We start from the raw sequence: 13,969 nt of genomic DNA on the forward strand, positions 1-13,969 counted from the left end.
CAGATTAATCTTCAAAATCTATAGCGTCTCGTTTTGGTTTTTTTGTACTTTCTTTTGCGTCTTTTTTACTGCCTTTTTTCTTTTTCTTTCCTGAGCGTTTAGAAGTTTCTTCAATGGTATTTCCATTATCAATTTCTTTGTCTTTATGGAAATCTAATCGGTAAGACATTCCGAAGTTAACGCTAAATACAGATGGGGTATCCTTTGTGTTAAAAGTTAAAGCGGTGTCTAACTGAAAATCTTTACCCCATAAATAAGCGCCACCAAATCTAAACAAATTATCGGCATAATAATCACTTTGAATGCCTTGTGTTTCTCCGAAAACAACCCATTGTGGACTGAAAGAATGCGTTAAGGTTAATATATATGAAAAGTCCGATTGATCCGTTCCTATGCGATCTTTAATTAAATTCATTACAAAAACCCAACCTCCAGAAAAGTTGTTTTGTGTAGCAATCATCACTTTAGGGCTAAAGCCTTCTATAGCGTCTGCAGTATATGGATTGTCTGGAGTATCGAAGTTTGCACCAGCATAAACTGCTATGGCAGGAATTAACGATTTCCATTTAAAGGTGTGGTTGGCCTTCCAACTGTAAAGATTAGGTTTATCGTCTTCTGCATTTTTATACGGATCGTAAACTAAATATTTAGCTCCAAGAGTTAAATATTTAAAATTAGAACGGCGGTCTTTATTGTCTAAATTTGAAAAATACGATTTGTTGTCACTTTGATAGTTTCCTTCAAAGTTTAATTCTAATTGTTCCCATAATAATCCGTAACGTACAGCAAAATCGGCACCAAAGCCTGAAACTTTATAGCCTATGGCTGGCGTGCGTTCTTCTTCAATAATATAGGGGCCAACTTCAAATTGCGCCACATTGGTACCTACAGAAAAGGCACTACGAGAAACACCTGGCCTGTTAGAGTTTATAACATCGGTATATTGGCAAAATGCTTGAGTTGAAAAAAATGTGAGTAGGAGAATTAAAATCGATTTGATAGCTTTCATAGTTGAAATTTTTAACGCGTTGTACACACGCGTAGATTTTATAATTTTAAGTACTAATGATTAAGGGTTTTCAAATATAGATATTTTATATATTTTTTATCATTTTTCAATGTTTTTTAAACGTATAGAATTGTATTTTTGTTGTTAGTTTTAATCAAAAGTTTCACTTATGGGTTTATTAAGAACCATATTTATAATTGTTTTAGTCTATTATTTATTTAAAGTGCTTTCTAGAATTTTTGCACCGCTTTTAATGAAGTTTGCCGTAAAAAAAGCAGAAGAACGCTTTGGAGGTCAGTTTCAAAAACAACAACAAGAGCCTGTTAATAAAGAAGGAGAAGTAACTATTGATAAAATTCCAAATACACGAACGTCTAATAAAGATGTTGGCGATTACGTAGATTACGAAGAAGTGGATTAAGGTTTCAACCTTTTTTTATTTCCGCGAAAGCGTAAAGTTCTTAAAATTTAAGATAAACTTCGATGCTAAGAAAATAATAACTAATGTTCACATTCATTGTTTTAAACTACTTTCATGCAATTTTCAATTAAAAGTATATTGCCACACATCTTAGTGCTCCTAGGATTTGTAATATTATCATTGGCTTATTTTAGCCCAGTTTTACAAGGAAAAGAAATTTATCAAAGCGATATTGTTCAGTTTATTGGCATGAGCAAGCAGCAGAAGGATTTTAAAGTTGAAACTGGAGAGGAAACCTATTGGACTAATGGGGCTTTTGCAGGGATGCCAACTTACCAATTGGGAGCAAGATATCCGCATAATTACATTAAAAAAATTGATGCTGTACTGCGTTTTTTACCTCGTCCAGCCGATTATTTGTTTTTATATTTAATGAGTTTTTATGTATTACTTTTAGTGCTAAAAGTAGATTACAAACTCGCAGCACTTGGTGCTTTAGCCTTTGGGTTTTCAACGTATTTAATTATTATTTTAGGTGTTGGGCATAACAGTAAAGCACACGCTATTGCATACATGCCTTTGGTGTTGAGCGGTATTATACTCACTTTTAGACGAAAATACATAGCTGGGTTTTTACTCACTGTTTTGGCTATGGGGTTAGAAATTGTATCGAACCACTTTCAAATGACTTACTACTTAATGCTGTTGGTGCTTATTTTGGGCATAGCTTATTTAGTAGATGCTTACAAGAAAAACGTATTACCTCATTTCTTTAAATCTGTTGGAATTTTATTCGGAGCTGTAGTTCTTGCTATTGCTCTAAATGCAACGAGCGTAATGGCTACGCAAGAGTATGTAAAGGAAAGCACACGTGGTAAAACGGAACTAACCATTAATGCCGATGGATCTCCAAAAGAGGTTTCAAACGGTTTAGATAAAGATTATATCACGCAATTTAGTTATGGTTTTGCCGAAACGTTTAACTTGTTTATTCCTCGTTTTATGGGTGGAGGAAATGGAGAGAATGTTGGTAAAGATTCTGCTACATACGAGGCTTTTAGAAAATTAGGAGCCACAACAACTCAGGCGGCAGAAGAAGCTAAGCGCGCTCCATTATACTGGGGAGACCAACCTATTGTAGAAGCTCCAGCTTATGTTGGTGCTGTAATTTTGTTCTTGTTTGTATTTGCTTTATTTTTAGTAAAAGGCCGTTTAAAATGGTGGCTAGTTGGCGGAACAGTGTTTTCTTTATTATTATCTTACGGTAAAAACTTAGGGTTTTTAACTAATTTTTTTATCGATTATGTACCCATGTACAATAAGTTTAGGGCGGTAACATCAATACAAGTTTTACTAGAATTATGTATTCCTGTGTTGGGAATTTTTGGTTTGGTACGTTTGTTCAATAATTTTGAAAAAGAAGAAGAAAAGCTAAATGCGTTAAAGTATGCCACAATAATTACTGGAGGTTTATCGCTTTTATTTTTAGTAATGAAATCGTCTTTATTCGATTTTGTTGGCGTTAACGATGGCTTTTACCGTCAGAATTATGGGCAAGATTTTGTAGATGCCTTAAGAGAAGATAGAAAAAGCGTTTTTACAACAGATACCCTTAGAAGTTTAATTTTAGTACTGCTATCGGCAGGTTTAATTTGGTATTACTTAAAGGGTAAGCTAAAAGAAAACTTACTTGTTATTGGGTTTGCTGTGCTGTTGTTGTTCGATTTAGTTGGTGTAGATAAGCGCTATGTAAATAGTGACGATTTTGTATCTTCTATTAAAATGAATAAACCGTTTGAAGCTACGGAGGTTGATAAAGCTATTTTGCAAGATAAAAGTTATTATCGTGTTTACGATTTAGTTTCAGGACGATCAAAACCATCATACTTTCATAATTCTTTAAATGGATATAATGCGGCAGAATTAAAACGATACCGTGAGGTTTTCGATTTTTATATTTCTCAAAATAATATGAATGTTCTTAATATGTTTAATACCAAATATATTATTGCTCAAGGTGAAAAAGGAGAAACCTTTCCATACACCAATAGAGAAGCGAATGGTGCAGCTTGGTTTGTTAGCGAACTTAAAAAGGTAGATTCTGCTAATGAAGAAATTAAAGCTTTGGATAGTTTAGATAATAAACATGTTGCTGTTTTTACTAAAGGTAAAGATGCCATAATTCCAACGGAAACAAAAAAGTTTAATGTTGATTCTGTAGCAAGTATCAAAATTGTTGAGCATAAACCAAATTATTTAAAATACGCTTCTAGCAATGCAAATAAAGGTTTTGCAGTGTTTTCTGAAGTGTATTACGGAAACGGTTGGAAAACATTTATAGATGGTGAAGAAACCGATCATATACGGGTTAATTATACGCTACGTGGTTTAGAAATTCCTTCAGGAAATCATGAAATTGTGTTTAAGTTTGATCCAGATGTAGTGAAAACTGGAAGTACAATTGCACTTGCTAGTTCTGTTTTATTTGGACTTTTACTACTAGGTGGACTTTTCTACGGATTTCAAAAGAAATAGTTTTTTACATCTACGCAGATCGAAATTTTTTTAATGAAGGCACTAAAAGTACTTATAATAAGTTATTACTGGCCACCAGCAGGAGGTCCAGGCGTGCAGCGTTGGTTAAAATTCGTAAAATATTTACCCGATTTTAATGTTGAACCTATTGTTTATATTCCCGAAAACCCTAATTATCCTTTAGTAGACGAGAGTTTAATTGCTGAAGTTTCAAAAGATGTTACCATTATAAAACAGCCTATAAGTGAACCTTATAAGTTGGCAGGCCTGTTTTCAAAGAAATCATCAAGCACTATTAGTAAAGGCATTATTCCCGAGCAGAAAACGCAAAGTTTTATTGAAAAAGCCATGCTTTATATTCGTGGAAATTTTTTTATTCCAGATGCGCGCAAAAGCTGGGTAAAACCATCGGTAGCTTATCTTTCAAATTATATAGAAAAGGAAAATATTTCAACTATTATAACCACCGGACCTCCGCATAGTTTACATCTTATTGGTTTGCAGCTTAAAGAAAAATTAGGTGTAAAATGGATTGCAGATTTTAGAGACCCTTGGACTACTATTGGTTACCATAAGCAGTTGAAATTAACGGAAAAATCTAAACAAAAACACAAAGCTTTAGAAAAGTTGGTGTTAAATACTGCCGACGATATTGTTGTTACTAGTTCTGTAACAAAAACGGAATTTGAAGCCATTACCAATAAACCAATTGAGGTTATTACTAATGGTTACGATTATGAATCTGTAGAATCTAAACCACTTGATGCTAAGTTTACAATAGCGCATATTGGTTCGTTATTATCAAAAAGAAATCCTATAATTTTATGGCAAGTACTCTCGGAACTTGTTCAGGAACATGAGGGTTTTTCTAAAGATTTTCAATTAAATTTTGTGGGAGCCGTTAGCGAAACTGTTTTACAATCTATAGAAACCGTAGGTCTTGCTAATCATGTTAATAACGCCGGGTATGTGTCTCATAAAGAATCTATTATCTATCAAAAAAGCTCACAGGTTCTATTGTTAGTTGAGATAGACTCCAAAGAAACTAAATGTATTATTCCTGGAAAACTATTTGAATATATGGTTTCAAATCGGCCTATTTTGGCTTTGGGACCTCAAGGTTCCGATGTGGAAAATATCATAAAAGAAACCAATACCGGAAACTACTTTTACTACACAGATTATAAATCGTTAAAATCGACTATCTTGGCGCATTATAAGAGCTATCAAAATAAAAATTTAGAAGTGCACGCTATTGGTTTGCAAAAGTATAGTAGAAAAAGCTTGACTTCTAAATTAGCTTCGGTTTTAAAAAAGCCCTAATAATCTATCATTTTACGCGTTTACTTCGTAGTACTAATAATGAAATTGAATCAAAAAAAATGGGCATAGTTGCTTCTCAATCTTTTAAAAATATAATCTCTACTTATTTGGGGTTTTTAATTGGGGCAATAAATACGCTATTTCTTTACACTAAATTTTTAAGTGATGATTATTACGGTATGGTTGGCTATATGCTTTCTTTAGCCTATGTAATAATGCCATTAATGGCCTTTGGTGCACACAACTCTTTAGTTAAATTTTATACTACTTTCAAAACGCGCGAATCACTAAATGGCTTTTTAACGCTTATGTTATTAATGCCTATTGCGGTTATTATTCCTATTGTTTTGCTTACGTATTTTGGTTATGGTTTTATAGGCGATTTATTATCAAATAAAAATACTATAATTAAACAATACTTGTGGCATACGGTGGTTATAGCAATTTCTTTGGCGTATTTCGAGCTGTTTTTTTCTTGGGCAAAAGTGCAAATGCAAACGGTGTTTGGGAACTTTATGAAAGAAGTTTTTCATCGTGTAGGTACTATGTTACTCTTGTTGGCCTTTCATTTTGAATATATAGATTTAGAGCAGTTTATGTCTGGTTTAGCTATTATTTATTTTGTAAGAATGCTGATTATGAAGGTATATGCATTCACATTAAAATTCCCAAAGCTAACCTTTAAAAAGATTAATAATTTAAGTCGAATTTTAAAATATTCGGGTTTAATAATTATTGCCGGAGCTATCGCAACATCACTTTTAGATGTCGATAAAGTGATGCTTGGGCATTACATTCCAATTAAAGAAATTGCGTATTACAATGTGGCTATATTCATCACAGCTGTTATTGCGGTGCCACAACGTTCTATGCATCAGTTGTTAATGCCTATGACGGCTAAGTTTTTAAACGAACATGATTATGAGGCTTTGGAAAATCTATACAAGAAGAGCTCACTAAACTTATTTATTGTTGCTGGTTTCATCTTTTTATTAATTGTTTTAAATATTAATCAGCTTTATTTAATCATTCCCGAAGAGTTTAATGTTGGGCTTTACGTGGTGTTTATGATTAGTGTGGTGAAATTATACGATTCACTTTTAGGTAGCAACAATGCCATTCTTTTTAATAGTGATTATTACCGAATGGTGCTGGTTTTAGGTGTTGTTTTAGTTATTGTTATGGTAGCTTTTAATATTTTATTTATTCCTATTCTAGGTATCAATGGTGCCGGTTTAGCTACGTTTTTAGCTGTGTTTTTATACAATTCTATTAAGTTATATTTTGTTTACAGAAAATTTAAAATCTCACCATTTTCGCCAAAAACGTTACAAATAGGGCTGTTTATCGCTAGTTTTGCTATTCTTTTTTACTTTTGGGACTTTCCATTTTATCCTATTTTAAACATTGCATTAAAGTCTATTTTAATTGCCGTACTGTACGGTTTTATTGTTTTCAAATTTAGATTTTCAGATGATATTTCTAAGTTACTTCAGAAGTATTTGAAGGTTTAGTTCAAACTTGATTTTGAGGTTTTATTTGTCTAAATTCGTTGAATAAGATAGTTTACACTGTCTGCCTTATTTTTTTTAGAGTTTTCCGAAATAGCACAAAACATAAATCACTTGAAAATACTTCATACAGCCGATTGGCATTTAGGACATAGATTACACGAGCAATCTCAAGTAGCCGAACAAACTTTATTTTTAAGTTGGATTGAAACATATATCAGTACGGAGAAAATAGACGTTTTATTGATTTCAGGAGATGTATTTGATACGGGTTCGCCTTCCAATCAAAGTTTAGAAATGTATTATAGCTTTTTGGTGAAGTTGAAAGGTACAAGTTGCAAATCCATTATTATTACCGGAGGAAATCATGATTCTGCAGGAACTTTAAATGCACCAAAACACATTCTCGATGCTTTATCGATTAAAGTGGTTGGTAAAGCAACGGAAGAGATAGAAGATGAAGTTTTTGAAATTGACATCGAAGGTGAAAAAGTAGTTGTTGCTGCCGTTCCATACTTGCGTGATGGTGATATTAGAAGAGCTGTTGCCGGAGAATCTTTCGACGAACTTATTGATAAATATAAAACAGCATTAATTAATCATTATCAAGCAGCTGCCGAGCAATGTAAGCTAGTAAATACCACCGATGCTCCCGTTATTGCTATGGGGCATTTGTTTGCAACAGGAGGCTCTGTTTCAGATAGCGAACAAAATATTTATGTAGGAACATTGGGCCATATTGGTGCTGAAGATTTCCCTGAGTACTTCGATTATATTGCTTTAGGACATTTGCATCGACCTCAAATAATTGGAGAAAATGATAAAGTACGCTATTCAGGTTCACCACATATTTTGAGTTTTAGTGAAATAACTTATAATAAAAACATTATTGTTTTAACCGTTGAAGACAATAAAATAAGTGCCATCGACGATGTTGTTATTCCTCGTTTTAGGGAGTTTTATAAGTTGGTTGGTACCGTAACAGAATGTATAGATGCATTTTCTAATTTGGTTTCTAATGAATTCCAATTAACACCATGGGTAGAAATTGTGCTTAATGAGACACATACCATAAATACTGATGATTTAAAAAAAGCTGCAGAAAATTATCCGTTTGAAATATTAAAAACGGCTTTAAAAACACAGCGTAGGCAAAAAGGTATTGAGGAATTATTAGAAGAAACAAAATCTATAAAAGAGTTATTACCAGCTGAAGTTTTTAAATTGAAATGTAAAGAAATTGGTTTCGATTTAGAGAACAGGCCAGAGGTGGAAGATGCTTTTAATGAAATTTTACAATCTGTTAAGAATCAGTAAGGGTAAAGGACTATGAAAATTTTAAAAATAGAATTACAAAATATAAATTCTTTACGCTCCAATACTTCTATTGTTATAGATTTTGAAAGTGAACAGTTTAAAGATGTTGGTTTGTATGCTATTACAGGTTCTACAGGAGCAGGTAAAACTACTATTTTAGATGCTATTACTATTGCGTTATATCATAATGTACCTAGATTTAATGGCTCTAAAGGCACATTGATTGATGTGGTTAGCCATGGTGCTGATGATGCTTTTAGTAGAGTAACTTTTGAAAATGATAATATAGTTTATGATGCCTTCTGGGGAATGAAGGTTGCCGATAAATCTGGTAAAAAGTATAAAAACCCAAAGGAAGAAGTTAGTTTAAAGAACTTAACAACAGGTGCTATTTTGGCGAGTCAGAAACGGAGTTTAATATCAGAAGTGGTTCGAGTAACTCAATTAGATTACAATCAGTTTTTACGGTCTGTAATGCTTGCTCAAGGGGAATTTGCTTCGTTTTTAACGGCTAAAGGTCCTGAGAAAGGGAAGCTGTTAGAACAAATTACAGGCGAAGAAATTTATAAAAAAATAGGGCAGAGCATTCAAGAAAGAAAAGCAAAAGAAGAAAATGCGCTTAAAGATATTCAGTCTAGAATTAATTCCGATGATGTTTTGTCAGAAGAAGCTAAGGTTGAGTTAACTCAAAAAGATAAAACACTCGATACCGAAATTTTAAAGATTGAAAAGGAGATAAAAACCACTCAAAATATTGTAGAATGGTATGTGAAATTTCAGAAAATACTTGATGAATCTCAAAAATTAGAAATAGAATCTAAGGAGGTAAATTTATTTATTGAAAAGCATAAACAAGAATTAGAACAGTTAGATTTAAATGAAAAGGCAGCACCTTTTAAAGAGTTACTTCAGAATTTAAATAGAACAGAGCAAGAGTCTGTTGATAAATCTAAACAATTAGAACGTTTAGAGTCTGAACTTAAAACCTTAAAGCCTGAGGTTGAAAAACTAAGTTCACAAACTCAGAAAGAAATAGAGTTGCTAAATGTGGCAGACAAAACGTTTGCAGATTGGTTACCAAAATTTGATGCTATAAATGGCTTAGACAGTAAGCTTAAAAATGAAGTTGAAAATAAGCAAAAAGCAACATTGGAATTAGAAGCGTTAGATAACCAAATTAAGTTTTTAAGAGAAGAACAAACTAAATTGAATAAAGATTTAGCGGATACTGAAGCTAAAATAAAAATAGATCAAAGCTTTATTTCTGAGCATAAATTATTGAAGGATGTTGATTTACAAATATCCAATTGGGCAAGTGAATTAACTGCTTTAAAAGCTAAAAAAGAAAGTTTAAAAGAAGCTCAAGATTTTGTATCTGTAAAAAAAGAAGAGGTAGAAAAAACAGAAGCGCGCTTAAAAGAGGGTAATAAATTACTAAAAGTTGAAACTGCCGAAATTGAAAAAACAGAAAAGCTATTAGCTGAGATCACTTTAAAATTATCTAAAAATAATTTAACCGATTTACTAGAGGCTAAAACCAAATTAGCCACCAAAGAAACAAACTGGAAACAGTTTAAAACGCTATCTGAGCAAATACTAAAAGTTGAAAGAGAACAAACCGATTTATTAGCGAAACAAAAAGCGCTTACAAAGGTATTAGAGGTTAGTAAAAAGGAAATACAAGCGGTTAAGCAACAAATTGAAGTTCAAGAAAAATCGGTTGCAGATGCGGATAAAATTTTAAACTTAGAGAAAAGTATTTCTAAATATGAAGCTGATCGTAAGAGTTTAACAGAAGGAACACCTTGTGGATTGTGTGGTTCATTAGAGCATCCGTTTGCCGAGAATTTGGTTTCGGTAGGTGTTTCAAAATCGGAATTAGAACTAAATAAACGCAAAGAAAAGCTGCAAGCCTTAATTGTTTCAAAAAACGAATTAGAGAAAAAAGAAGTTGTAGCGACCACAACCATCGATGGATTAACGCAACGTAGTGGTCTAATTAATGATGAAGTAAAAGCATTAAAATTAAAGACGAAACAATTAAATATAGATTGTGAGTTATCGAATGCAACTCAAATTGAAATTGAGGTTAAAAAAGTAGCGCAGGATATTTTGTTGCTAGATGAAAAGTTAAAAGTAGCTCAACAATTACAAAACGGTAGCAATAAATTAAACGATACTTTTAAAATACAAAGTGAGAGGTTTAATAAGATTAAAAATGGTGTAGCCACGCTTGCTGAAAAGAATAAAAATAGCAATAAAGATATTGCAGAAAAGCAAAAACTAATTGTTAATTTAAAAGAAATGTGTAATAATTTAGAGACAGCGTTAGAAGCAAAACTATCTAAATTTAATTACCAATTACCTTCAACAGAAAAGAGTAGCGAGTTTATTGAAAGCCTTAAAATTTTAATAGCGAATTTTAATAAAAAAGAGAAGAATTTAGACTTATTAAAATCGAGTATATCAGTTGTAAACACTAAGTTAGAAAATAATAAGGAGAAGTTAGAAATACAACTTAAAGCAAAAGAAGTTTGTTCTAAAACGATTACAGTTTCTACTGTTAAAATAGAACAATTACAAAAACAGCGTGAAGCTATTTTACCTATTGCTATTTCTGTAGAACATAAGCGAGAACTTTTGCAAACAGAACGAATGGCTTTGTCTAAAAAGGTAGAGTTAAGCAAGCAGAAACGCCAAGAGTTTTTAGATTTACAAAACAAAAAAGAAGCTTTAAAAATAGAAACGAATAAGGAGGTATTAGTTTTAAGAGAAAAGCTAGACACGTTAAATTCTGTTTTTGATACTCAATTAAAAGTTAGCGATTTTGATACAAGAGAATTGGTTCAGAAAGCAATACTTCTAGATGCCGATTTGGTGCGGTTCACTAAAAATAAAGAAGCGATAAAAGAAAAACAACTTCGCTTAAAAGCATACCGAGAATCTAACGAAAAAGCTAAAGCAGATTTAAAAAAAATTAAAACATTTGAAATTACTGAGGCCGAGAGTAAATTGGCTTTGGAAGATTTGAATAAGACAAATAAAACGCTGCTATCGGAAAAAGGTGAGATTATACAAGCCTTTAAAAAGGATAAGGAAATTAGAGATCGAAATAAAGAAATCTATAAAAAAATAGATGCTCAAGAAACGGTTTGCAATGTTTGGAGAGAGCTATTTAAAATTATAGGGAATTCTAAAGATGCCTTTAATGTATATGTGCAACGATTAACTTTAAAGCATTTACTAGACCTTGCCAATGTACATTTGTATAAATTGAATAAACGTTATTCTTTAAAAATGGAAGAGGCTTACAAACCTAAAGAGGAACTTAATTTTAATTTAATAGACCATTACCAAACGGACCAGGCCAGATTGGTAGACACATCTAGTGGTGGTGAGAAGTTTATTATTAGTTTGGCTTTAGCTTTAGGATTGTCTGATTTGGCTAGTAAAAATGTGAAAATCGATTCGTTGTTTATTGATGAAGGTTTCGGAACCTTGGATAAAAATACTTTAGAAACGGTTATCTCGACTTTAGAAACTTTGCAATCGCAAGGTAAAATGATTGGTATAATATCTCACGTTGAAAATTTAAAAGACCGTATTTCTACTCAAATTCAAATTACTAAAAAGAATAATGGAGTGAGTGTGGTGGATATAATGTAATTCAAGACTGATGAAAAAAAATGATGTTTTATTAGTTTTATGGGTGATTTTTGGATTTGTATTTGTGACGGCTGTTGATACCATCTTAAATTTTATTATTCATTTATTGTATTTTAGTCTGGTTGAGTTAGGTGTTTCTTTTCTCATTTTGACTTATTTACTCCCATCAATTACGTTGGTCGCATATTTGTTTACCGCATATTTTGTGGTTGGCAAAATTAATAGAAAATCTCTTGGATTAGAATTATATAAAAGGGAATTCCCTAAACTACTATTGGTAGTTTTAAGTCTTATTATCTTTATTTTAGGGCCATTGACAAATTGGTTGTCTGGACTATATAGTGAAAGTGCATCTAAAAGTCACCATGGCGATATTCAAAGCTTTTTGGTGTTTTATGGATGGTTTACCGCTGGTTTTGGAATTTCTCAAATGATAACTTTAGTCAGTCTTGTAATTTATTTGCTTATTAAGTTAAAAGACTTAAATAATAATTAAAGATGTTTTGTTAAAAGAAGAGGGACTAAAGTTATTTTAATCTTTCCAAAACATATTACCACAGCCGTAACTCGCGTTAGGGATTGCAACGGCATCCTTTTTTAAAGATTAAGAAAATAGCATCGGTTTAGTTTATGTTTTAATTTGAGGTCTGAACTTGCTTAAAGTAGCCTAAGCTAAAAAAGATATAGTGTAAAGCCCGACCCTTGTGGTAACGCCCAAACTATTAAAAATGAAAAACCCCGTGATGTTGCTTTAAGGCAAACTATTCACAGGGATTTTCGTACTAACCAACCAAAATTTTTATGATCGTCTACGTGTGGTAGTTGTTGTCGATCTTGTATTATTGCTAGATTTTCGACTACTTTGTGTGGCTTTACTATTGCTAGTTCTTGGTGCTTTAGTAACGGTAGCTACACGTTTAGTGCTTCTAGTATTATTGCTGTTTCTAGTATATGTACGAGCCTTTGTTGCTTTTGGATTTTTAGATACCGTATTTATTTTCGTACGGGTTACATTTCTAGTATTTGTACTGTTTGCACTAGGTCTTGTAGATCTAGTGGTTGTAGTTTTAGTAACCGTTCTGTTTGGTGTTGTTTTTACTACACGACTATTATTGCGTTGTGTATAATTACGGTTTGTACTTTTTGCATTAGAGTTTCTATTTGGTGATGTTGTTGTGTAACGACGGTTGTTATTTGTTGTTACTTTACGTCTGGTTTGTGCGTTACGGTTAATTTTAGTAACGTTTCTAGAACTTCTATTTACTGTAGCGTAATTACGGTTTCTGGCAACAGTATTTCCACGACGACTATATATAGCTGATGATGGACGGTGGTTGTTGTAAAACGGACGGTTGTACACATAACGCACTGGAGCATAATGTTGACGGTAAGGACGATTAAATACTACACGAAAATTAACTGATGGCGTGCGGTAATAATTGTGCCATGGACGGTAAATGTAACCACGGTTATATACGTTTATAAAACCAGTATAGTGAGAATATCTGTTATAACGATCGTAATGCACATATAGTCCACCAACTCTAGATATGTAACCATTGTTGTTGTAGTTTATGTTTACGTTTCCGGCTTGAGAAATTCTACCGTAATAATCGTAATAAATAGGTGTGTTTTCTATTTGAATAATTGCACCAAATTCATCGTACTGCACGTATGCATTATAATCGTAACCAGAGTTAAAACTTAAATCTAGATTTCTAGAATGTAATGATACATTTACGTTTGATGTTTGACGTTGTAAATTGAAATCGAATTGACCATCGGCAAATACCGAAAATTCTATACCGTTTTCAACAAATATGAAAGAGCTGCCGTAACCTCTGTTAATATTTGATGCTTCGTTTGTTTGGTTGGCGGTTGTTGTGTCTGCACTAGCGGTGAATCCTGCAAGGACCAATCCGGCTAATAAGAATATATACTTTTTCATATCTGTATGTTTTAATGTTATACAGTTAGGTAATTACAAACAGCGTGCCAAAAAACAGAAGTAAGTATTAGTGTGTTGATTTTGAGGTTGTTATTTTTATTTTTTAAGATAAAACAGAGGTGTTAAATTTAAATATTAGGTTGTGGAAATTTAAATTTAATTGAAAATTTGAGTAAAAACTAATTGGTAATAGATGATGATACTCGGCTCTAAACTAAAATTAGAACACATAATAGCAA

At 32.4% G+C, this 13,969-nt stretch carries 9 protein-coding genes; 7 read left to right on the forward strand and 2 right to left on the reverse strand.

The window, feature by feature from the left end; translation table 11 throughout:
* Window positions 1–4 precede the first annotated feature (4 nt).
* Complete coding sequence (locus BM246_RS18855; protein ID WP_074940371.1) at window positions 5–1,009, reverse strand: transporter; 1,005 nt, start codon at window positions 1,007–1,009, stop codon at window positions 5–7.
* Window positions 1,010–1,178: 169 nt separating this feature from the next.
* Here BM246_RS18855 and BM246_RS18860 point away from each other — a divergent pair, with 169 nt between their 5' ends.
* From BM246_RS18860 to BM246_RS18890, 7 genes are all read left to right on the forward strand, one after another.
* Window positions 1,179–1,430: a DUF4834 family protein gene (locus tag BM246_RS18860; protein ID WP_042499604.1), complete on the forward strand. Its 252-nt coding sequence runs from the start codon at window positions 1,179–1,181 to the stop codon at window positions 1,428–1,430.
* 114 nt (window positions 1,431–1,544) lie between these two features.
* The gene (locus BM246_RS18865) at window positions 1,545–3,965 is read left to right on the forward strand and encodes a YfhO family protein (protein ID WP_074940374.1); all 2,421 of its coding nucleotides are present in this window, start codon (window positions 1,545–1,547) and stop codon (window positions 3,963–3,965) included.
* A gap of 33 nt (window positions 3,966–3,998) precedes the next feature.
* The gene (locus tag BM246_RS18870) at window positions 3,999–5,288 is read left to right on the forward strand and encodes a glycosyltransferase family 4 protein (RefSeq protein ID WP_074940377.1); all 1,290 of its coding nucleotides are present in this window, start codon (window positions 3,999–4,001) and stop codon (window positions 5,286–5,288) included.
* A gap of 59 nt (window positions 5,289–5,347) precedes the next feature.
* The gene (locus BM246_RS18875) at window positions 5,348–6,802 is read left to right on the forward strand and encodes an oligosaccharide flippase family protein (RefSeq protein WP_074940381.1); all 1,455 of its coding nucleotides are present in this window, start codon (window positions 5,348–5,350) and stop codon (window positions 6,800–6,802) included.
* Between the two features lie 111 nt (window positions 6,803–6,913).
* Complete coding sequence (gene sbcD / locus BM246_RS18880; protein WP_074940384.1) at window positions 6,914–8,116, forward strand: exonuclease SbcCD subunit D C-terminal domain-containing protein; 1,203 nt, start codon at window positions 6,914–6,916, stop codon at window positions 8,114–8,116.
* A gap of 12 nt (window positions 8,117–8,128) precedes the next feature.
* Window positions 8,129–11,782, forward strand: a complete 3,654-nt coding sequence (locus BM246_RS18885) for an AAA family ATPase (RefSeq protein WP_074940387.1) — start codon at window positions 8,129–8,131, stop codon at window positions 11,780–11,782.
* 10 nt (window positions 11,783–11,792) lie between these two features.
* On the forward strand, window positions 11,793–12,278 hold the full coding sequence (locus BM246_RS18890; protein ID WP_074940393.1) for a hypothetical protein: 486 nt from the start codon (window positions 11,793–11,795) through the stop codon (window positions 12,276–12,278).
* Window positions 12,279–12,581: 303 nt separating this feature from the next.
* Here the strand turns inward: BM246_RS18890 and BM246_RS18895 are convergent, their stop codons facing one another.
* Window positions 12,582–13,730 carry a hypothetical protein gene (locus tag BM246_RS18895; protein ID WP_074940397.1) on the reverse strand — a complete coding sequence of 383 codons (1,149 nt, stop codon included), beginning with the start codon at window positions 13,728–13,730 and terminating at the stop codon, window positions 12,582–12,584.
* Between the last annotated feature and the right edge of the window lie 239 nt (window positions 13,731–13,969).

The sequence above is a fragment of the Algibacter lectus genome, assembly GCF_900112395.1.
GTDB lineage: Bacteria > Bacteroidota > Bacteroidia > Flavobacteriales > Flavobacteriaceae > Algibacter > Algibacter lectus.

Coding starts and splice junctions, on each gene's coding strand:
- BM246_RS18885 (WP_074940387.1), top strand. CDS start 8,129: ATGAAAATTTTAAAAATAGAATTACAAAATATAAATTCTTTACGCTCC.
- BM246_RS18895 (WP_074940397.1), bottom strand. CDS start 13,730: ATGAAAAAGTATATATTCTTATTAGCCGGATTGGTCCTTGCAGGATTC.
- BM246_RS18875 (WP_074940381.1), top strand. CDS start 5,348: ATGGGCATAGTTGCTTCTCAATCTTTTAAAAATATAATCTCTACTTAT.
- BM246_RS18865 (WP_074940374.1), top strand. CDS start 1,545: ATGCAATTTTCAATTAAAAGTATATTGCCACACATCTTAGTGCTCCTA.
- BM246_RS18860 (WP_042499604.1), top strand. CDS start 1,179: ATGGGTTTATTAAGAACCATATTTATAATTGTTTTAGTCTATTATTTA.
- BM246_RS18870 (WP_074940377.1), top strand. CDS start 3,999: ATGAAGGCACTAAAAGTACTTATAATAAGTTATTACTGGCCACCAGCA.
- BM246_RS18890 (WP_074940393.1), top strand. CDS start 11,793: ATGAAAAAAAATGATGTTTTATTAGTTTTATGGGTGATTTTTGGATTT.
- BM246_RS18855 (WP_074940371.1), bottom strand. CDS start 1,009: ATGAAAGCTATCAAATCGATTTTAATTCTCCTACTCACATTTTTTTCA.